Source organism: Streptomyces sp. AM6-12 (assembly GCF_044327085.1).
GTDB lineage: Bacteria > Actinomycetota > Actinomycetes > Streptomycetales > Streptomycetaceae > Streptomyces.
Genome location: NZ_JBIQWN010000002.1, coordinates 222,210 through 241,598, shown reverse-complemented (window position 1 = coordinate 241,598; position 19,389 = coordinate 222,210). Strand labels below are relative to the sequence as shown.

The window sequence follows — 19,389 nt, the reverse complement described above, 5'->3', positions numbered from 1 at the left end:
GCCTGCGCGACCAGCCACGACGCGCCCGCACCCGCAGGTCTCCCACCAGCCATCCCTCTCACCAGCCCCCTCTCTCACCAACCTCCCTGCACCACAGGCCCTCGAACACACCTCACGCCCCGAAGACGTCACGCCCCCACCAGCCTCGACCCCGCCGCCCCCCGCAGCGGCTCCGCGAGCGCGGCCAGCGCGTGCTCGAGGCCATGCAGATGGGCCAGCGCCGGCGACGCCGGAGCCTCGGCCGCGGCCGCCGCCGGCTCCGCGGAGCCTCCCGTCAGCGCCTCGACCGCCCTCTCCACCCGACCGCACGCCGCCGCGAGACGCGCGTCGTGCGACGCCTCCGGATCCGCCGCGACGGCTACCAGGCCGCGGATCTCGCGCGCGCAGTCGTCGAGCAGCGCCAGCACCCGGCGGGCCCGCAGCTTGCGCGCGGCCGAGGGGTTCAGCGGATGCACCAGCGGCGCCACGGACAGCCGTACCCGGCCGAGCAGCTGCTCCAGCTCGGCCACGCGGGGCGCGGGGTCGGCGGTCGGCGAGCCCCCGAGCCGCGCCGCCGCCTCCGCGGTGCAGGCGTGCACGCACCGCAAGGCCCGCTGGATCCACGCGTCTGTCGTGGCGTGCGTGGTCACCGGCAGCAGGAGCAGCACCGCGAGCGCCGCCCCGAGCGCCCCCACCGCGGTCTCCCCGAGCCGCAGCGCCAGCAGTCCGGGGGTGAGGACGCCGAGCAGGCCGTACAGGAGCTCGGCGAGGACCGTCACCCAGAGCATCATCCAGGTGTAGGAGACGGCGGCGGAGTAGAAGATGCCGAAGACGGCGACCGCGAGCAGCACGGCCGTCGGTACCGGCGCGCCGTGCAGGGGGACGGCGACGAGGAAGCCCAGGCCGACGCCGATCAGCGTGCCGAGGACCCGGCGGAAGCCCCGTACCAGGGTCTCGCCGCGCGAGGTGGTGTTGACGAAGACCCACCAGGTGGCGCCGACCGCCCAGTACCACCGCTGGCCGGACACCAGCTCGCCCACGACCAGCGCGAAGCCCCCGCCCGCCATCGCCTGGACCGCTTGGCGCGTGGTCACGCGGGCCAGCCGGGCGCCCGCGGACAGGGGTGCGGGGGCGGTGGCCGGGGGCAGCCGGCGCTCGTAGCACCACACCCCGAAGCGGACCGCGGCGGCGCTGAGCACCGACAGCAGCACGGCGGCGGACAGCTCGGGCAGCCGGTCGGGGGTGGCGTGCAGGAACTGGGCGGCGAAGAACATCATGAAGGCGAACACGCCGAGGCTGTGCCCGCGCGGCCCCCAGCGGCGGGCGTAGACCCCGGCGCCGACGACGGCGAGGAAGGCGAGGTCCCGCGCCAACGGGTACGGGTGCAGCACGGCCGCGGCGCCGAGCACCGGCAGGCCCACGGCCGGCAGCAGCGCGGTGGTGACCGCCTGCCCGCGCACGGTGGGGTCGGCGACGGTGAACAGCGCGAGCAGCGCGGCGAGCCCGCCGGTGACCGCGCCGACGACGGAGTGTCCGACGAGCAGGCAGACCACCACGGCGAGCCCGATGCCGAGGACGGCCCGAGACGCCCAGCGCAGTCGCGCCCGACCCGGGTCCGGAGCCACGAACATCTTCTTCAGCACTGCTGTCCTCCCCATGGACACCTTGGAAGACCAAGGAAGACCGGAAAACAAAAGGCGCCGCGGGGACCCGCAGCGCCATCGACATGTCTATAAGAGCATCCCCGCCGCAGTGGCTCAAGCGATGCCGGTTCCAGTGGGCCAATGGTCCACCATGAGGCCCCGCACCGGGTCTCGCCCGGCACCAACGGCGCAGGTCGAGCGGGTCGGGGTCCGGACGGGCACCGGGCCATTGGTACAGTCGTCCATCATGGCCGTGGACGAGCTCGACACCCGCATCCTGCGACTGCTCCTGGAGCAGCCGCGCACCAGCGTGCGCGAGTACGCCCGCATTCTCGGCATCGCCCGCGGCACGCTCCAGGCCCGCCTCGACCGCATGGAGCGGGACGGTGTGATCACCGGTACGGGCCCGACCCTCTCCCCCGCCGCGCTGGACCACCCGGTGCTGGCGTTCGTGCACATCGAGGTCACCCAGGGCCATCTGGACGACGTGGGGGACGCGCTGGCGGCGGTGCCGGAGATCGTGGAGGCGTTCTCGATCACGGGCGGCGGGGATCTGCTCGCCCGCGTGGCGGCCCGGCACAACGCCCATCTGGAGGACGTCATCCAGAAGCTGATCAGCCTGCCGGGCGTGGTGCGCACCCGCACCGAGGTGGCGCTGCGCGAACGCGTCGCCTACCGGCTGGGCCCCCTGGTGGAGTCGGTGGGCCGCGCCGCCCGCGCCTGATCCCGGCATGCTGGAGCGCATGAGCGATCTCGGCGCCCTCGCGGTCGTCTTCGATCTCGACGGAACGCTGGTGGACAGCGAGCCGAACTACTACGAGGCCAGCCGCCTGGCCCTGGCCGAGTACGGCGTGCCGGACTACACCTGGGCGGACCACGCGAGCTACGTCGGTGTCAGCACTCGGGACACGGTCCTGCTCTGGCGGGAGCGCTACGGGCTGCGCGTACCGGCCGCGGAACTGCTGGCCGCGACGGACCGGCGCTATCTGGAGCTGGCCCGCGCCCACACGCGCGTGTATCCCGAGATGCGCGCGCTGCTGGAACTGCTGGCCGCCGACGGCGTACCGACCGCGGTGGCCTCGGGCTCCTCCCCGGAGGCCATGGACGCGGTCCTGACCGGCACCGGCCTGCGGAACCTCGTCTGTGTGGTGGTCTCGTCGGCCGACGTGCCGCGCGGCAAGCCGGCGCCGGACACGTTCCTGGAGGCCGCCCGTCAGCTGGGCGCCGAGCCGCGCGACTGCGTGGTCCTGGAGGACGCCGCACCGGGCGCGGCGGCCGCCCACGCGGCGGGGATGCGCTGTATCGCCGTACCGTATGTCGCCGAGCAGGCCGCCGATCCGGGCTTCCGTACGGCGAGCCTGCTGCTGCGCGGCGGGCAGAAGGAGTTCACGGCGCGCTCGGCGTACGCGTGGCTCCGGGGGACCGGCCGCACCTGAGCCGCCGCACACACGACGCACCCTTTGCCGCCTTATACCAGGACAAACACCGACGCGCCGGATGTTCCTGTCTTCCGCGCTCAGGGCCCGGCCGCTGCTTAGCGTGGCCCCATGACCATGGACACGGCCCGGCCGGCCGACGACCGGCGCCGCTGGCAGGCGCTCTGGGTCTGTCTGACGGCGGGCTTCATGACGCTGCTCGACAGCTCGATCGTGAACGTCGCCCTCCCCTCGATGGAACGCGGCCTCGGCGCCGACACGGCCGCCCTGTCCTGGGTCGTCTCGGGTTACGCGCTCACTTTCGGGCTCGCGCTGGTGCCCGCCGGCCGGCTCGGGGACCTGCGCGGGCGGCGGACGGTCTTCCTGTACGGGCTCGCCCTGTTCACGCTGGCCTCGGCGGCGTGCGGGCTGGCCTCCGACGCAGGCTGGCTGGTGTTCTTCCGGCTGTCGCAGGGCGTGGCCGCGGGCATTTTGGCGCCGCAGACCACGGGGCTGATCCAGCAGATGTTCCGCGGCACCGAGCGGGCGCGGGCGTTCGGCATGCTGGGCAGCGTCGTCGGGCTGTCCACGGCGATCGGCCCGCCCGCCGGCGGTCTGCTGATCCATCTGTTCGGCACCGACGACGGCTGGCGCTGGGTGTTCTACGTCAACCTGCCGATCGGCGTCGCCGCCTTCTGCGCGGCGCTGCGGCTGCTGCCCCGCACCCCGCCCGCGACCGGCAAACGGGAGAACATCGACCTGACCGGAGTGCTGCTCCTCGGCACGGGCGTGCTGGCACTGATGCTGCCCCTGGTGCAGGAGCAGCAGTGGACGGGCCGGCTGAAGTGGGCGCTGCTGCCGGTAGCCGCGCTGCTGCTGGCGGGGTTCTGGGTGTGGGAGCGGTGGCAGAGCTGGTGGGGTCAGGCGCCGCTGCTGGACCTGCGGCTCTTCGCTCAGCGGTCCTTCTCGCTCGGGGTGCTGCTGAATCTGGTCTACTTCGCGGGTTTCACCACGCTTTTCTTCGTCTACACGCTGTTCCTCCAGAACGGCGTCGGCTACACCGCGCTCGCGGCCGGGTTCTCCTCCCTGCCGTTCGCCTGCGGTTCGGCGATCGGCGCGAGCGTGAGCGGCCGGCTCGTCGTACGGCACGGGCGCAAGCTGGTGGTCGCCGGTCTGGCGGTGGTGGCACTGGGCCTGCTCACGGTGATCGCGACGGTGCAGCTGGTGCCGGGTCAGGGTGTGGCCTGGGCGGCGGCCGTGCCCCTGCTGATCGCGGGCCTCGGCTCGGGCGTCACCATCTCCCCCAACACCACGCTCACCCTGGCCACCGTGCCCGTGCAGCGGGCGGGGGCGGCGGGCGGGGTGCTGGTGACCGCCCAGCGCATCGGCTCCGCCGCCGGGATCGCGGCCGTGGGCGCCGTGTACTTCGCCCATCTGGCCAACCACGGCAACCCGGCGACCGCGCTCCAGCTGGGCCTGCTGACGGCGGTGGGCATCGTCGCCCTCGCCCTGGTCCTCGCGGTGGCCGACCTGCGGGTGCGGCAGACCGAGCCGGTGGACGCGGCGCGCGGGGCAGCCCGGCCGGAGGAACACGACCGGGCGGTTTGAGAAGAGGGCGGGGGCAGAGGGGCGCGTTCGCGGACATAGGGGCTCGACTGCGCGACAGGGGTTCGAAACGGCGCCGGGGGCCAAGGCCGCCGACCGCCTTCGACGCCCTACGAGCGCGCTCTTCGCGGCACCCCTACGGACGACACTCCGCAGCCCCGTGACGCTTTCCCGCACCCCTGTGACGCGTCTCCGCAGCCCCGTGCCGTTTTCCCACGGCCCTGTGCGGTTCCCGTGCCGCTTCCGCGGCTACGAGCGCTTCCGCGGCTTCCCGCGCTTCGCCGCCGGCTTGGCCCCGCCCGCGCGGGCCCGCTGACCCCGCCCACCCGACGACTTGGCGGCACCGGACTTCTGCCGGGCAGCGGACTGCCCGGCCCCGCGGGACTTCTTGTCGGCCTGGGGCTTGCCCGCCGCCTTGGCTCCCGACTTGGCCGTACGGCCTTCCGAAGCACCGCCGTCCGCCGGGCGCCCCGCCGACCCGCGCCCCCGCGTGCTGTTGACCGTGCGGCCCCGGACGATGCCGATGAACTCCTCGACCAGGTCCGTGGTGGCCTCTTCCGGCCAGGACAGGGCGACGCCGGACTGGGGCGCGTCGGTGACCGGGCGGTAGGTGAGGTCGCGGCGGTGGTAGAGGCGGGCGAGCGACTGCGGGACGACGAGGAGGCCGACGTTCGCCGCGACCAGCTCGATCGCGTCCTGCGTCGTCGCGGGCCGCTCGAACGCGGCCTCGCCGGGCGGCCGGTCCCAGTCGAAGACGTCGTCGAGGGGATGGAAGACCACCTCGTCGGCGAGGTCGGCCAGGGTGACCTCGTCGACGGCGGTGATCACGTGGTCCTTGGGGACGACGACCACACTGGTCTCGGTGTAGAGCGGGATCGCGCTGAAGAAGTCACGGTCGACGGGCAGCCGTACGAGACCCGCGTCGGCCTCACCCGTGCGCAGCAGCTCCGGCGCCTCGGCGGCGGGGACCTGCGTGAGGGTGAGCGGGATGTCAGGCAGGCGTTCGTGCCAGACCTTCACCCATTTGGCGGGCGTCACTCCGGGGACGTACGCGAGCCGGAACGACGGTGATTCCTCCGAGCCTGTCACCAGGCCAGGTTACCGGCCGCGGCGGCCCCCATGGTCACCGGCCGTGATTCCCCCTGGCCCGCCGCCCGGCTCGTGGTCGGCTCCCGCACGCATGGCCGATACCCTTGTCCTCATGAAGTCGCAGCAGAGCACCCAGACGATGAAGCCCGCGACCGCGGCGAAGAAGCTGGGTGTGTACCTCCCCGCCACCCCCGCCTCCTTCCAGGAGGGTGTGGTCTCGCGTGCCGAGCTGAACGAGCTCCAGGCCAATCCGCCCGAGTGGCTGCGCGAGCTGCGTCTCAACGGTCCGCACCCGCGTCCGGTGGTCGCCTCCAAGCTCGGCGTGTCCATCGCCGGTCTGGCGCGCGGCGGCGTCACCGAGGCGCTGACCACGGAGCAGATCGACGCGCTCAAGCAGGAGCGGCCCGAGTGGCTCCTCAAGGAGCAGGCCACCCAGGTCGAGGTCCGCAAGGAAGCGGCGCGGATCAAGAACCTGAAGCAGCAGAAGGAGTCGGACAAGGGCTCGGCCCAGAGCTGACCGCCCGTTTCTCCACGGCCTTGCCCCAGCGCCCTCCGTTCGCCGGAGGGCGCTGTCAGTGGTCGACTCCGGATCTGATCCGCCGTCAGGGCCTCAACCGCAGTTGAACACGCCCGCGTTCTGCTTGGCGTCGAGTATCCGGCGCACGCTGTCGTCCACCTTGGCGCGGTACGAGGCGTCCTGCCCCATCCGGGTCTGGATGGCCTGCGCCATCGCGGGTATGACGTCCGGCCGCACGGTGAGGATCATGTCCCCGCCCGCCGTGGTGAAGTCGAGGGCCCGCTGAGCGGGAGTGAAGGACCGCACGGCGACCGCGTTCCCGATGTCGTCCGAGATGACCACGCCCTTGAAGCCCAGCTGGCCGCGCAGCAGTTGGCCGATGACCGTGGGCGAGAAGGCCGCGATGTGCTTGGCGTCGATCTTGGTGTAGGTGGCCGACGAGACCATCACGAAGGGCGACCCGGCCTGGATCCCGGACTTGAACGGGCCGAGGTTGGCACTGGTGCTGGTCGTCACCGAGTCCACGACATTGGCGGTGGTGTCGGTGTTGCCGATCACCTGGCCCAGTCCGGGGAAGTGCTTGAGCGTGGTCAGCACGCCCGCCTGCTTGAATCCGGCGGCGAAGGCACCGGTGCCGGAGGTCACGGCGTCCGGCGTGTTGCCGTACTCGCGCTGGAAGGAGCCGATGGGGATGTTGCGGGTGCCCAGCGAGGAGGGGACCACGTCGGCGACCGGTGCCAGGTTCAGGTTGACCCCGGCGCGCTTGAGCTGCTGGGCCCAGATGGTCGCCTCGGCGCGCAGCATCGTGGGCGCCTTGCCGCCCTGCGTCACACCGCTGGGCATGGCCGAGAAGCCGGGGCCGTTGAGCACCTGTACCCGGCCGCCCTCCTGGTCGGTCGCGACCAGCAGGCCGACCTGCCGGCCGCCGACCCGGTCCGCCTGCCCCCGGAAACCATCGACGATCTTCCGCGTCGCCGCCGTACCGGCGGTGCTGCGGCCAGTCAGCATGACCGATCCCACGTGGTTGTCGCGCAGGATGCGCAACTGCGCCTGGTCCGGGTGGGCCGCGGAGATTCCCCCCATGAAGAGCTGCCCGACCCGCTGAGCCGTGGTCATGCCGGACAGGGTCCGGTCGGTGCAGGTGGTGGCGGTCGCCATCGGGGTGGTGTGCGCGGTGGCCGTGGCGGCATCGGTGCCGGTGCGGCTCGGCGTCGCGCTCGCGGAGTCGGGGGGCGGTGTGCCCGGAGTCCGGGTGCCTTGGGTGGCGGCGGAGGACCGGAGGGAGGTCGTCTCCGTGCCGGGCGTGACCGATGCGCCGCAGCCTGCGACGGCGAGTGCCAGCGTGGCCAGTGGAACCCCGGTGCGCAGGGCTGTGCGGCGGCTCCTGGGCCGCTGCCGGACGCGTATGCTCATACTTCCTCTCCCGGCCTGGACGGACCGGGACTGCCGCGTACTGCGCAACCACTTCTGTCGCGGCGAGCCCGGCTTGCTGCGTCCACCACACCGTACGTGATTGAGCATTTGTTCGCCCCACGACGGAAACGGGCGGTCCAGGACGGCCCCGCGGCGGCGCCGGGACCTACCCGAGGAACGACAGCCGCACCTGCCGGTCGGGGTTGTCCCGGTTGGTGTCCACCAGGCACACCGACTGCCAGGTGCCGAGTTCCAGCCGGCCGGCGATCACCGGCAGGGTCGCGTGGGGCGGGACCAGCGCCGGGAGCACATGGTCGCGGCCGTGGCCGGGGCTCCCGTGGCGGTGCTGCCAGCGGTCGTCGGCCGGGAGCAGGGTGTGCAGCGCGGCGAGCAGGTCGTCGTCACTGCCCGCGCCGGTCTCGATGACGGCGATCCCGGCGGTGGCGTGCGGGACGAAGATGTTCAGCAGACCGTCGCGACCGCCCGCCACCTCCCGCAGGAAGTCCGCGCAGTCCCCGGTCAGGTCGGCCACGCGCTCACGGGAGCCCGTGGAGACGTTCAGGATTCGGGTGGTGAAGGCATCTGGCATGCCTCCCATCCTGACGCATGGGTACGACACCGGGCCCTGCGCAGGGGTACGACACCGCGCGGGATGATCCGTGTCCGGCACGCTGTTGGTAGAAACGTGAACGAATTGCGTGAAGTCGAGGTGGTCGTCGTGGGCGCCGGGCAGGCGGGGCTGTCCGGCGCCTATCACCTGCGCCGCGCCGGGTTCGAGCCAAACCGCGACTTCGTGGTCCTCGACCACTCCCCCGCTCCGGGCGGCGCCTGGCAGTTCCGCTGGCCCTCGCTGACGTACGGCAAGGTGCACGGGATGCACGCGCTGCCCGGTATGGAGCTGACGGACGCCGACCCGGCGCGCCCCTCGGCGGAGGTGATCGGCGCGTACTTCGCCCGCTACGAGCGCGCCTTCGACCTGCGGGTACGGCGCCCGGTCGAGGTGCGGGCGGTGCGCGAGGGGGACGGCGGGCGGCTGCTCGTGGAGACCTCCGACGGCATCTGGTCGGCCCGCGCCCTGATCAATGCGACCGGCACCTGGGACCACCCGTTCTGGCCTCGTTATCCGGGTCAGGAGACCTTTGGCGGGCGGCAGTTGCACACCGCGCAGTACGCGGGGCCCGAGGAGTTCGCCGGCCGGCGGGTGGTGGTCGTAGGCGGCGGCGCCTCCGGCACCCAGCACCTGCTGGAACTCGCCGCCTATGCCGCCGCGACCACCTGGGTCACCCGGCGTCCGCCCGTCTTCCGCGAGGGGCCGTTCGACGCGGAGGCGGGGCGGGCCGCCGTCGCGCTGGTGGCGGAACGGGTGCGCGAGGGACTGCCGCCGCGCAGCGTGGTCTCGGTCACCGGGTTGCCGCTGAACGACGCGATCCGCCGGGGGCTTGCGGAGGGGGTCCTGCGCCGGCGGCCGATGTTCGACCGGATCACCCCCGACGGCGTGCGGTGGCGGGACGGCAGCCGGGTGGACGCCGATGTGATCCTCTGGGCGACCGGTTTCCGGGCGGCGCTCGGCCATCTCGCCCCGCTGCGGCTGCGCGCGCCGGGCGGCGGAATCCGGGTGGAGGGGACGCGCGCGGTGGCCGACCCCCGGATCCATCTCGTCGGCTACGGCCCCTCGGCCAGCACCATCGGCGCCAACCGGGCCGGCCGCGCGGCCGTACGGGACATCAGGCGACTGCTGGCCGAGGACCGGCCGGCCGCCGCGTGACGAACCCCTGAACCGCCAGGCCGCCGCGCCGTGTTGGCCCAGCCGTTCCGCCTCAGCCGGTCTTGCCGGACCGCGGCGCGGAGGAGGCGGAGGAGCGGACCGGGGACGGGCCCCGGCTCTGGCCCGGCTGCTGCCCGGCCTGCTGCTGAAGGGAGTTGTACTCGGCCACATTGCGCAGGTGTGTGTCGTAGTCGGCGGTGAAGCGCGTGTCGCCGGGCTTGACCGTCACGAAGTACAGCCAGTCGCCCGGCGTCGGATTGAGGGCGGCGCGCATCGCGTCCTCGCCGGGGTTGCCGATCGGCGTCGGCGGCAGACCCATGCGCTGATAGGTGTTGTAGGGGCTGTCGCTCCTGGTGTCGTCCTCGGTGGTGCGCGCGCGGCCCAGCGCGTAGCTGAGGGTGGAATCCAGTTGCAGCGGCATCCCGCGTTCCAGCCGGTTGAGGATGACACGGGCGACCTTGCCCATGTCCTCCTTCTGCACCGCCTGGGCCTGGATGATGCTGGCGATGGTGAGGGCCTGGTAGACGTTCATCGAGTTGCGCTGGGCCCCGGCCGCGACCGGTGCGCCGTCGAACTTCTGGTGGGCGGTGTCCACCATGGAGCGCAGCACGGACTCGGGGGTCGCGCCCTTGCGCAGGGGGTAGGAGGCCGGGAAGAGATAGCCCTCCGGGTTCCCCCCGGCGTCCTTGGGCAGGGTCAGCCGGGCTTTGCCGAGCGAGGTGCGGGTGCTGCCCGAAGGCAGGGCCAGCGCCTTGTCGATCGCGTCGTAGACCTGGCTCGCGCGCCAGCCCTCCGGGACGACGAGTGTGGCGGCCCTGGGCACTTCGTGGTGATCGGCCGTCGTCAGCAGCGGCACCGCCACGGCGGTGCCGGCCATGACGGCGCCGGCCGCGGCGAGGACGAGTCTGCCCCGGCGTGTCAGTCGGATCCTGCTCCGTGACGGAATGTGCGTCAGCATGCGGGAACCGTAATACGCGAATCACCGCAACCACGACATATATTCAGCTTGTCGGCCCAGTCGCCCGTCCCGGTCCGCCGCCCTGGCCACCCCTCCGGGACCGCTGCCTTCGGGCCGCCGTCTCACCCGGCCGGCTCCAGCTGTGCGTCCCGGCGCACCAGGGCCGCATACCGCCCGTCGCGCTCCAGCAGTTCCTCGTGCGTGCCGCGCTCGGCGACCCGTCCGGAGTCCAGCGCCACGATCTGGTCGGCGCCGCGGACGGTGGACAGCCGGTGGGCGATGGTGATCGTCGTACGGTTCGCCGAGAGGGCGTCGATGGCCTCCTGCACGGCGGCCTCGGTCCGGGTGTCCAGGGCGCTGGTCGCCTCGTCCAGGATGAGGACCGGCGGGTCGCGCAGGATGGTGCGGGCTATGGCGAGGCGCTGCTTCTCGCCGCCGGAGAAGCGGTGGCCGCGCTCGCCCACCACCGTGTCGTAGCCGTCGGGCAGCGCCGCTATGTGGTCGTGGATCTGCGCCGCACGGGCCGCGGCGTGCAACTCCTCGTCGGTGGCGTCCGGCTTGGCGAAGCGCAGGTTCTCGGCGACGGAGGCGTGGAAGAGGTACGTCTCCTGCGAGACCACGCCGACCGCGCGGGCGAGGGTGTCGAAGTCGAGGTCGCGGACGTCGATCCCGTCGAGGGTGACCCGGCCGCCGGTGACGTCGTAGAGCCGGGGCACCAGATAGCCCAGCGTGGACTTGCCCGCGCCGGTGGGGCCGACGACCGCGAGGCTGCCGCCGGCGGGGACGGTGACGTCGATGCCGTCCAGGACGGGGCCGCCCTTGCCGTCGTAGCGGAACTCGACGTCCTCGAAGCGGACTTCGCCCTTGACCCGGTCGAGATGGACCGGGCGCGGGCGCTCGGTGATGTCGATGGGCAGGTCCAGGTACTCGAAGATGCGCTGGAACAGCGCGAGGGAGGTCTGGATCTGGACGCCGGTGGCGAGCAGGCTCACGGCCGGGCGGAACAGGCCCTGCTGGAGCGAGACGAAGGCGACGATGGTGCCGAGCGAGACCCGTGGGCCGCCGAACTGGAGGGCCAGCCCGGCCGTCCAGTAGATGACGGCGGGCATGGCGGCCATGACGATGGTGATCACGGCCATGCGCCAGCGACCGGCCATGTTCGACCGGACCTCCAGGTCGACCAGCCGCTCGGACTCCCCGGCGAAGGAGCCGGTCAGCGAGTCGGTGCGGCCCATGGTGCGGCCGAGCAGGATGCCGCTGACCGAGAGGGACTCGGTGACCGTGGCGGCCATCGCGGCCATCTGCTTCTGGCGCTCGGTGGTGATCCTCTTGCGCTCATTGCCGACGCGGCGGCTGATCCAGACGAAGGCCGGCAGCAGGAGCAGCGAGACGATGGTGAGCCGCCAGTCGAGGGCGACCATCGCGACGACGGTGGCGACCACGCTGGTGGCGTTGGAGACCAGGGAGGTGGCGGTCGAGGTGACCGTCGCCTGCATGCCGCCGATGTCATTGGCTATGCGGGACTGCACCTCGCCGGTGCGGGTGCGGGTGAAGAACGCGAGCGACATGCGCTGGAGCCGGCCGTACACGGCGGTGCGCAGGTCGTGCATGACGCGCTGGCCGACGGTGGTCGAGATCAGCGTCTGGAGCACACCGAAGACGCTGGAGAGGACCGCGCTGAGGATCATGCCGAGCGCGAGCAGGCTCAGCAAGCCGGTGCGGCCGCGCGGGATGGCGACGTCGAGGATCTCCTTGAGCAGGAACGGTGTGGCCACCGAGACCAGCGAGGAGGCGCCGACCAGCAGGCCGACGATCGCGAGCCGCCCGCGATAGGGGCGGAACAGCGCGAGGATCCGCCGCCACTGCCGGGGCCGGTCCTTGGCGTCGGCGGGCGGGGTCCAGGAGGTTTCACGGTCGGGATGCATGGGCTCCTACGGAGGTAAGCGGGCGCCGGCCGGGGCTGCCGGCGATGACGGAACGGATCGTAGCTCATTGTTACCTATACTCACAATGAACCGCATCCTGATATTGTTCCCGCATGACCACCCCCGATCCCGACGGACTGCTCGCCGAGCAGTTGCTGCGGCTCACCCGCCGGGTGCACCGCATCCAGAAGCACCATCTGGAACGGCGCGAACTGGGCATCACCCCCGCCCAGTCCCGGCTGCTGCGCACCCTCGCGCACTACCCCTCGCCGCCGCGCATGGCCGACCTCGCCGAGCGCCTGGAAGTCGTGCCGCGCGCGGTGACGACGCTGGTCGACGGGCTCGAGGCGAGCGGCAAGGTGCGCCGGGCGGCGGATCCGGCGAACCGGCGCGTGACCCGGATCGAGCTGACCGACGAGGGGCGCGCGGCCCTGCGCGAACTGCGCGGCGCGCGCCGCTCGGCGGCCGAGGAGATACTCGCCCCGCTGACGGAGAAGGAGCGCGAGGTGCTCGGCGTGCTGCTGGACACCCTGGTCGACGGGGACGCCGGCAAGCCCTGCTGACCCCGTCGTACCGGGCGCCCGCCGGGCTAGCAGCCCCTGCGGTCCAGCGTCAGCGCCCCCTGGGCGGTGGCCAGCGTGCGGTCGTAGCAGCCGTCCGAGCCGTAGGACCGGTAGCGCTCCGACGAGGTGCCGACCGCGTGCCGCTGCTCACGCGGGGCGTCGAGGATGTATGAGGCGTCGCCGCGGTAGGTGTCGTCCAGCCGCGACCACGCGGTGCGCCGGCCGCCGCGCAGCTCGGTCACCGAGGCGCGGTCGCCGAGTGTCAGCACCGTGCGCAGCCGGCTGTCGGAGCCGATGGTGGTGACGCCGTCGAGGGTGTACGTCCGCAGCGTGTGCGCGGACCGCGCGGGGCCGGCCCCGGCGGTGGTGACGGTCTGGTCGTCGGTCCAGGTCGCGTCCAGTCCGTCGGTGTTCTCGCCGTCGGTCCAGCGGTGGACGGACGTGTCGCCGAGGGTCCGGGTGACGGTGGTGGTCACTCGTCCGTGGGAGGTGTCGAGGTATCCGCTGACGGTGAGCCGGTGCCCGGCCTTCGTGTCCACCCGGTTCTCCGAACCCGGTGTGTAGGTTGAGGAGTTGACCAGGTCGGTCGCCGTGTCCCGGGTGACCCCGCCGGTGAGGTGGTCGCGGTGCGCGTCCTGCCAGACCAGCACGTTCACCGGGGTGCTCCAGCCGGCCTGGCCCGCCGGCACGCCCAGGACGGAGACCTCGACGCGGTGCGGGCGGCCGTCGTCCAGCAGCCCGGCGAAGGGCGTGAGGTCGTACTCGATGGGCCGCACGTCGAAGGCGCCCGGCGCCGGGATGACGTACCAGAGGAACGGATCGGACCAGCCGCCGGTCCACACGTTCGGATAGGGCGCGGCGATGCCCGCCGTGCGCCCGTCGACCTTGATCTGCACCTCGCGGTAGGGGCCGTGATCGGCCTTGCAGGAGTACGACGCCGGGTCGGCCACCGTCAGGTACCAGAACTCCTCGCAGCCGCCGCCGGATCCGGTCGCGTAGACCTCGGCGACGATCCGCTCGCTGTTGCGCGGTGTGGTGAGCGTCGTGCCGCCGGGCGTGTCGGCGAGGGTGAGCACGCGGTCCGGGGTCCGCGCGGCGGGGTGGCCCGCGTAGAACGTCAGGGTGACGTGGACGTCGATGACGCCGGTGTAGGTGTCGTCGACCACGTTGCCGATCAGCATCTCGACGTCCCGTGGGCTGCGGAAGGTGTCGCTGTAGCGGGTGACGTCCTTCTCGACATGCCAGGCGATGCCGTCCGGCGAGGGCTCGGGGGTGGAGGTGCGCAGGATCTCGACCCCGCCGACGTGCAGATAGCCGAGCCGGTCGTACTGACGGCCCTTCACCGCGCCGTCCAGGCGGAGCACGACCTTGCTCCAGCGGTCGCCGCAGCCTTTGGGCGGGGTGTACGCGCCCCGGTAGGGGGTGAAGTCGCGGAACTGCGCGTCGGCCAGGGTGACCTGACAGGACTTGGTGTGCGGCCGGGCGACCGGCGGGGCGGCGGTCACCGGGTCGTGCCAGTCGGTGCCGAACTCGGCGGGGACGTCGGCGGCCCGCGCGGTCGCGGTACCGGCACCGAAGAGGGCGCCGGCCAGGAGGGCCACGATCGCAAGCATGGACATGACTATCCGTTGTCTCATGGGCGGTGTTCTACGGGGTGTCGGGCGAGGCCGCAATGAGGCGTCGAGGAGAGAAGCGGCACCACGGCGTGCGTCTGGCGCATCGTCACCCTGACGGATATTTAGTGCTATAAACGGATTACGCTGGCATAGTGCGTCCATGGAGATCATGCCCGCGGACAGCCCGGCGGGGCCCCCGAGCGAGGAGGCCGGGGAGGGGCGGAGAATGCGGCGTCCCCGCCGCACGGCCCTCGTCCTCGCCGGTGCCCTCACCCTCACCGGCGCCGCCCTCTACATCGACCTGTTCCCGCGCGAGAGCCACGGCTCACCCGCGCCCGGCCCGGCCGCCGCACCGGGGCGTACCGCGGCCTCGGGGCGGGCGGGAGGCGCGCCCCCGTCCCCCGGCGCTCCCGGCATCGGCGATCCGCTGATGCCGCTCGCCGGAAACGGCGGGTACACGGTCCGCCGTTACACCCTGGACTTCGACTGGCAGGCGCCCCTGACGCCGTTCGAGGCGGGCGCCACCATCAGCGCCGACGCCACCCAGGCCCTGTCCCGCTTCGACCTCGACTTCGCGGGCAACACGCTGCACCGGGTCGCGGTCGACGGCGCGCCGGCCAGGGCCGTACGCGACGGCGACGAACTCGTCGTCACCCCCGCCCGGCCGATCCCCCGCGGCCACGCCTTCACCGTCCATGTCGCCTACACCGCCGACCCCACCCAGCAGCGCCACCGCGACGACGCGATCCGGGACTACGGCTGGGTGCCCACGCCCGACGGCACCGTGGTCTGCGCCCAGCCGGACGGCGCCAAGATGATCTTCCCGGCGGACGACCACCCGAGCCTGCGCGCACCGGTCACCTTCCACGTCACCACCCCGGCGGACATCGGCGCGGTGGCCAACGGACGCCTCGTCAGCACGGCCGCACGGCCCGGTGGCCGCGTCGAACGGACCTACGACTCCGAGCAGCCGATCGCGGCTCAGCTGGTCCAGCTGGCGATCGGCAGGTTCCGCGTCGTCAACAGCAGCGGCCCGCGCGGGCTGCCGGTCCGCGACGTGGTCCCGGACGATCTGGTCGGCGACACCGAGGAGTACCGCTCGCTCACCCCGGAACATCTGGCCTGGCTGGAACAGCGGCTCGGGCCGTATCCGTTCCGCCGCTACGGCGTGCTGGTCGGGGACACCGAGCTGCCGGTGGCGCTGGAGACCCAGTCGCTGTCCGTCGTACCGAAGGACGATCTGCTCGGTGACCGGGTCGACGCCGAACGCAATCTCGTGCACGAGCTGACACACCATTGGACCGGGGACAGCGTCGCCATCCGGCGCTGGTCCGACCTGTGGCTGAGCGAGGGTCACGCCCGGTTCTACGAACGGCTTTACTCCGCATCGCACGGCGGCGTCAGCCTGGACGACGCGATGCGCGACGCCTACGCGCAGCACGACCAGTGGCGCCACGACGACGGCGCGCCCGCCGAACCCGGCGCCGGCACGCTGTTCAAGGTGATGCGCTACGACGGGTCCGCCCTGGTGCTGTACGCCCTGCGGGAGAAGGTCGGCCCCGCGGCGTTCGAGCGGATCGAGAAGTCCTGGGTGAGCACCTACCGGGGCCGCGCGGCGGGCACACGGGACTTCGTCGACCTCGCCTCACGGGTCGCGCAACAGGATCTGAAACCCTTTCTGAACGCCTGGCTCTACGGGCCGCGCACCCCGCCCATGCCGGGCCACCCCGACTGGCAGGTCGACCCGGTCGAGGACTGAGCCGGATGCCCTCGGTCACCGGCCCGCCGGGGCACCCGCGCTGACGGGCCGTCGGAGCGGTGCCGCTGCCGCCGACCGGGTGGCCTCTGCCGGGCCGCTGGTCCACCCCGGTGACGGTTGGCGCGACGGGACACGCGGGGCACGGAAACGTACAAGGGGTGGTTGTCAGGGGCAACTCCTTCGCCCTGGCTGCGAAGCGCGCGATGAACATGTTTGGAGACCCGTGCCATGAAAAGACCCACCTCCCCACGTGTCCCCAATGGTCGCGTGTGCCGCCTGACCGCATGTGCCATCGGATCGGCGGCCCTGCTGGCGCCGCTGCTGCTCACCCCGATGACCGACGACGACGCGCCGGAGCAGCGCCTTCAGGTCGCCTTCACCGATGCCGCCCACGACTACCATGTGCCGCGCAGTGTGCTGATGAGCGTGTCGTATGTGCAGACCCGCTGGGACGCCCATCCGGGCTCCCCGAGCGTCGCGGGCGGCTACGGGCCGATGCATCTGGTGGACACCGGCCAGTTCCCGGCCGCGTCGCCCTCTCCGGGCCAGGGCGGTGGCGCGCTGCAGCCGAGCGCGGGGGCGGCGGGCGCGCCCGCCGCGCGGCCTGACGGTGTGCCGGCCGGCCGGTCCGTGAAGCCTGCGGATCTCCAGCGCGCCGCCCGGCTGACCGGTGCCCCCGCCGGACGCCTGCGCACCGATGCCACCGCCAATGTGCGCGGCGGCGCCGCCCTGCTCGCGGCCACTCAGCAGCAGCTGGGCAAGCCGCTGAGCGACGATCCCGCGGACTGGTGGGAGGCGGTGGAACGTTTCCCCGGCACTCCTGACGTCACCTCGGCGGCGACGTACGCGAACGACGTCTTCGCGGTGATCCGCAAGGGCGCCCACCGCACCACCGCCGAGGGCCAGGAGGTCTCCCTGCCCGCGAGCCCCTCCGTGCGCCCCCACACCGTCCGCACGGCGAAGGCCCGGCACGCCAAGGGGACGGAGTGCCCGGCCGAGGTGTCCTGCGACTGGCTCGCGGCGCCCTACGAGGAGATCGACGACGACGGCGACTACGGCAACCACGACCTCGCCGACCGGCCGCGCGACCAGAAGATCGAGTACATCGTCATCCACGACACCGAGGCCAAACTGTCGAGCATGTTCCAGACGGTGCAGGACCCGACCGAGGCGTCCTGGCACTACTCGATCCGCTCCAGCGACGGCCACGTCACCCAGCACGTGCAGACCAAGGACGAGGCCTGGCACTCCGGCAACCAGTACGTCAACGCCCGCTCCATCGGCATCGAGCACGAGGGCTTCCTGCGGCAGCCGGGCACCTGGTTCACCGAACAGATGTACAGGACCTCGGCGCGCCTGGTCCGCTATCTGGCCAAGAAGTACGACATCCCGCTCGACCGGCAGCACGTCTTCGGCCACGACAACGTGCCCTCGCCGACCGGCGACTCCATCCCCGACATGCACGACGATCCGGGCCCCTTCTGGGACTGGCGCCACTACTTCGACCTGCTCGGGGCGCCCCTGAAGGCCACCGCCGGGCCGAACAGCGACATGGTGACGATCCTGCCGGACTACGCCACCCACTCGCCCAAGTTCACGGGCTGCCTCAAGCCCGGCGCGCCGTGCCCGAAGCACGGCTCCAGCGCCGTGCGCATGTACACCCGTCCGGACGAGAAGGCACCGCTGATCCAGGACCCGGGCCGCCATCCGGACGGCGGGGTCTCCACGCTGGACGTCGACGACCTCGGGGCGCGCGCCTCGGCCGGCCAGACGTTCGCCGTCGCCGAACGCCGCGGCGACTGGACGGCGGTCTGGTACCAGGGCCGCAAGGCCTGGTTCAAGAACCCGAGGAACCAGGCGACGGCGGTCGGCGCGGCCGGCAAGATGGTGACGCCCAAGGAGGGCCTGGACGAGATTCCCGTCTTCGGCCGCGCGCTGCCCGAGGAGGACGCCTACCCGGAGGGCGTGGACGAGGAGCCCGAGGCGCCGCTCCCCTACCACTTCCGGGCGGGCCAGCGGTACGTCACCGAGGGCACCATCGACAGCTCCTTCGTGCCCCGTTCGGCCTTCGTCGACACGCCCGAGCCGGTGGTCAAGGGCGACGAGACCTACTACCAGATCCAGTTCGACCACCGGATCGCGTACGTCCGATCGAGCGATGTGGACGTGATCGGCTCGGCCGTCGCGGCGGGGCCTTCCTCGGCGCCTCAGGGCGGCTCGGCGGTCAACTGAGGGCCGCGCGGGCGTCAGGCGCCGAGATCCGCCCGGTCCCCCATCACCACCACGGGGTGCCGGGCCGGGTCGAGCGTGCGCAGCAGCGTCTCCATGGCGCTCTTGGGCATGCTCACGCAGGCCGACGTGCCGCTCCCGTGGTCCAGGTGCAGCCAGATACCGCCGCCCTTGGCCTCGCCCCAGGGGCGGGTGCCGTCGCGCGGCGGGGTGCCCGGCACGCGGTTGTAGTCGATGGCGATGACGTAACCGAAGTCGTGCTGGTACGCCTTGGGCCACTCCTTCGGGGAGGCGTAGGCGTAGGTGTTGTGGTCGTACGGCAGCTTGCTCCCCGGATCGGCGTACGTACCACCCGCGGCGGTCAGCGTGAACACGCCCACCGGGCTGCGCTTGTCGCCCTCGTGGTGGTCGAGGGTCCAGCCGCGGCGCCCGTTGTGCGCCGCCCAGCTGCCCTCCTGGTGCCAGCCGCCGCCCTGTCTCACGTAGAGCACCACTTCGGACTCGGCCGAGTTCCGGCCCTTGCCGTACACGGCCACGACCTGGCGGGACTGGCCGGGTATCCGTGCGTACAGACGTTTGCCGACACCCGGAACGCGGGCCGGGTCGGGGGCGGGCGCGGAAGGGGAGGCGGTCGGCGCGGCCGGGCCGTGGTGGCCGGGCGGGGAGCCGGACGAGCCCGTGCCACAGGCCGTAAGGGTCGTCAGGAGCAGGGTTCCGAGGGCCGCCGCCCAGCGCGTCGAGCGCCGCACACTGTCTATCCGCACCGGGCCATGCTGACATGACGCCCCATTGACGCGAAAACCGTTTGAAATTCCCGACCGCGTGAAGCGACCCTGTCACGGCTTGTCCCGGTCCGCCGCCGCCCTCGGCTGCCGCCGTTCCCTGACACGCTGTCACGAGCCGTCTGGACGTC

The 19,389-nt window shown here is 72.5% G+C and carries 16 protein-coding genes; 8 read left to right on the top strand and 8 right to left on the bottom strand.

Annotated features, from left to right (window positions below):
• Positions 1-128 precede the first annotated feature (128 nt).
• On the bottom strand, positions 129-1,622 hold the full coding sequence (locus ACE4Q9_RS29450) for an FUSC family protein (protein ID WP_397988257.1): 1,494 nt from the start codon (positions 1,620-1,622) through the stop codon (positions 129-131).
• Between the two features lie 247 nt (positions 1,623-1,869).
• Here ACE4Q9_RS29450 and ACE4Q9_RS29445 point away from each other — a divergent pair, with 247 nt between their 5' ends.
• From ACE4Q9_RS29445 to ACE4Q9_RS29435, 3 genes are all read left to right on the top strand, one after another.
• Positions 1,870-2,346, top strand: coding sequence for an Lrp/AsnC family transcriptional regulator (locus ACE4Q9_RS29445; protein ID WP_397987546.1), 477 nt, complete (start codon positions 1,870-1,872; stop codon positions 2,344-2,346).
• A gap of 19 nt (positions 2,347-2,365) precedes the next feature.
• Complete coding sequence (locus ACE4Q9_RS29440; RefSeq protein ID WP_397987545.1) at positions 2,366-3,058, top strand: HAD family hydrolase; 693 nt, start codon at positions 2,366-2,368, stop codon at positions 3,056-3,058.
• Positions 3,059-3,169: 111 nt separating this feature from the next.
• On the top strand, positions 3,170-4,645 hold the full coding sequence (locus ACE4Q9_RS29435) for an MFS transporter (protein WP_397987544.1): 1,476 nt from the start codon (positions 3,170-3,172) through the stop codon (positions 4,643-4,645).
• 246 nt (positions 4,646-4,891) lie between these two features.
• Here the strand turns inward: ACE4Q9_RS29435 and ACE4Q9_RS29430 are convergent, their stop codons facing one another.
• Positions 4,892-5,731, bottom strand: a complete 840-nt coding sequence (locus ACE4Q9_RS29430) for a LysR family substrate-binding domain-containing protein (RefSeq protein ID WP_397987543.1) — start codon at positions 5,729-5,731, stop codon at positions 4,892-4,894.
• A gap of 112 nt (positions 5,732-5,843) precedes the next feature.
• Here ACE4Q9_RS29430 and ACE4Q9_RS29425 point away from each other — a divergent pair, with 112 nt between their 5' ends.
• Positions 5,844-6,248 carry a DUF5997 family protein gene (locus ACE4Q9_RS29425; protein WP_397987542.1) on the top strand — a complete coding sequence of 135 codons (405 nt, stop codon included), beginning with the start codon at positions 5,844-5,846 and terminating at the stop codon, positions 6,246-6,248.
• A gap of 93 nt (positions 6,249-6,341) precedes the next feature.
• Here ACE4Q9_RS29425 and ACE4Q9_RS29420 read toward each other — a convergent pair whose 3' ends face one another.
• Both ACE4Q9_RS29420 and ACE4Q9_RS29415 read right to left on the bottom strand, forming a co-directional pair.
• The gene (locus ACE4Q9_RS29420) at positions 6,342-7,661 is read right to left on the bottom strand and encodes a glycoside hydrolase family 3 N-terminal domain-containing protein (RefSeq protein WP_397987541.1); all 1,320 of its coding nucleotides are present in this window, start codon (positions 7,659-7,661) and stop codon (positions 6,342-6,344) included.
• Between the two features lie 166 nt (positions 7,662-7,827).
• Positions 7,828-8,250: a YjbQ family protein gene (locus ACE4Q9_RS29415; RefSeq protein ID WP_397987540.1), complete on the bottom strand. Its 423-nt coding sequence runs from the start codon at positions 8,248-8,250 to the stop codon at positions 7,828-7,830.
• Between the two features lie 96 nt (positions 8,251-8,346).
• Here ACE4Q9_RS29415 and ACE4Q9_RS29410 point away from each other — a divergent pair, with 96 nt between their 5' ends.
• The gene (locus ACE4Q9_RS29410; protein WP_397987539.1) at positions 8,347-9,426 is read left to right on the top strand and encodes an NAD(P)-binding domain-containing protein; all 1,080 of its coding nucleotides are present in this window, start codon (positions 8,347-8,349) and stop codon (positions 9,424-9,426) included.
• A gap of 52 nt (positions 9,427-9,478) precedes the next feature.
• Here the strand turns inward: ACE4Q9_RS29410 and mltG are convergent, their stop codons facing one another.
• Together mltG and ACE4Q9_RS29400 are read right to left on the bottom strand one after the other, a co-directional pair.
• On the bottom strand, positions 9,479-10,384 hold the full coding sequence (mltG, locus tag ACE4Q9_RS29405; protein WP_397987538.1) for an endolytic transglycosylase MltG: 906 nt from the start codon (positions 10,382-10,384) through the stop codon (positions 9,479-9,481).
• 122 nt (positions 10,385-10,506) lie between these two features.
• Complete coding sequence (locus ACE4Q9_RS29400; RefSeq protein WP_397987537.1) at positions 10,507-12,309, bottom strand: ABC transporter ATP-binding protein; 1,803 nt, start codon at positions 12,307-12,309, stop codon at positions 10,507-10,509.
• A gap of 113 nt (positions 12,310-12,422) precedes the next feature.
• Between ACE4Q9_RS29400 and ACE4Q9_RS29395 the strand changes: the two genes are divergently transcribed.
• Positions 12,423-12,872, top strand: a complete 450-nt coding sequence (locus ACE4Q9_RS29395; protein ID WP_397987536.1) for a MarR family winged helix-turn-helix transcriptional regulator — start codon at positions 12,423-12,425, stop codon at positions 12,870-12,872.
• A 26-nt stretch (positions 12,873-12,898) separates the two neighbouring features.
• Here the strand turns inward: ACE4Q9_RS29395 and ACE4Q9_RS29390 are convergent, their stop codons facing one another.
• Positions 12,899-14,509: a peptide-N4-asparagine amidase gene (locus tag ACE4Q9_RS29390; RefSeq protein WP_397987535.1), complete on the bottom strand. Its 1,611-nt coding sequence runs from the start codon at positions 14,507-14,509 to the stop codon at positions 12,899-12,901.
• Positions 14,510-14,648: 139 nt separating this feature from the next.
• Between ACE4Q9_RS29390 and ACE4Q9_RS29385 the strand changes: the two genes are divergently transcribed.
• Both ACE4Q9_RS29385 and ACE4Q9_RS29380 read left to right on the top strand, forming a co-directional pair.
• Positions 14,649-16,247, top strand: coding sequence for a M1 family metallopeptidase (locus tag ACE4Q9_RS29385; RefSeq protein ID WP_397987534.1), 1,599 nt, complete (start codon positions 14,649-14,651; stop codon positions 16,245-16,247).
• Positions 16,248-16,475: 228 nt separating this feature from the next.
• Positions 16,476-18,479 carry an N-acetylmuramoyl-L-alanine amidase gene (locus ACE4Q9_RS29380; RefSeq protein ID WP_397987533.1) on the top strand — a complete coding sequence of 668 codons (2,004 nt, stop codon included), beginning with the start codon at positions 16,476-16,478 and terminating at the stop codon, positions 18,477-18,479.
• A 14-nt stretch (positions 18,480-18,493) separates the two neighbouring features.
• Here the strand turns inward: ACE4Q9_RS29380 and ACE4Q9_RS29375 are convergent, their stop codons facing one another.
• The gene (locus ACE4Q9_RS29375) at positions 18,494-19,240 is read right to left on the bottom strand and encodes a L,D-transpeptidase family protein (protein WP_397987532.1); all 747 of its coding nucleotides are present in this window, start codon (positions 19,238-19,240) and stop codon (positions 18,494-18,496) included.
• Positions 19,241-19,389: the final 149 nt, after the last annotated feature.

Coding starts and splice junctions, on each gene's coding strand:
- ACE4Q9_RS29435 (WP_397987544.1), top strand. CDS start 3,170: ATGACCATGGACACGGCCCGGCCGGCCGACGACCGGCGCCGCTGGCAG.
- ACE4Q9_RS29400 (WP_397987537.1), bottom strand. CDS start 12,309: ATGCATCCCGACCGTGAAACCTCCTGGACCCCGCCCGCCGACGCCAAG.
- ACE4Q9_RS29425 (WP_397987542.1), top strand. CDS start 5,844: ATGAAGTCGCAGCAGAGCACCCAGACGATGAAGCCCGCGACCGCGGCG.
- ACE4Q9_RS29415 (WP_397987540.1), bottom strand. CDS start 8,250: ATGCCAGATGCCTTCACCACCCGAATCCTGAACGTCTCCACGGGCTCC.
- mltG (WP_397987538.1), bottom strand. CDS start 10,384: ATGCTGACGCACATTCCGTCACGGAGCAGGATCCGACTGACACGCCGG.
- ACE4Q9_RS29445 (WP_397987546.1), top strand. CDS start 1,870: ATGGCCGTGGACGAGCTCGACACCCGCATCCTGCGACTGCTCCTGGAG.
- ACE4Q9_RS29440 (WP_397987545.1), top strand. CDS start 2,366: ATGAGCGATCTCGGCGCCCTCGCGGTCGTCTTCGATCTCGACGGAACG.
- ACE4Q9_RS29395 (WP_397987536.1), top strand. CDS start 12,423: ATGACCACCCCCGATCCCGACGGACTGCTCGCCGAGCAGTTGCTGCGG.
- ACE4Q9_RS29390 (WP_397987535.1), bottom strand. CDS start 14,509: ATGAGACAACGGATAGTCATGTCCATGCTTGCGATCGTGGCCCTCCTG.
- ACE4Q9_RS29420 (WP_397987541.1), bottom strand. CDS start 7,661: ATGAGCATACGCGTCCGGCAGCGGCCCAGGAGCCGCCGCACAGCCCTG.
- ACE4Q9_RS29380 (WP_397987533.1), top strand. CDS start 16,476: ATGAAAAGACCCACCTCCCCACGTGTCCCCAATGGTCGCGTGTGCCGC.
- ACE4Q9_RS29385 (WP_397987534.1), top strand. CDS start 14,649: ATGGAGATCATGCCCGCGGACAGCCCGGCGGGGCCCCCGAGCGAGGAG.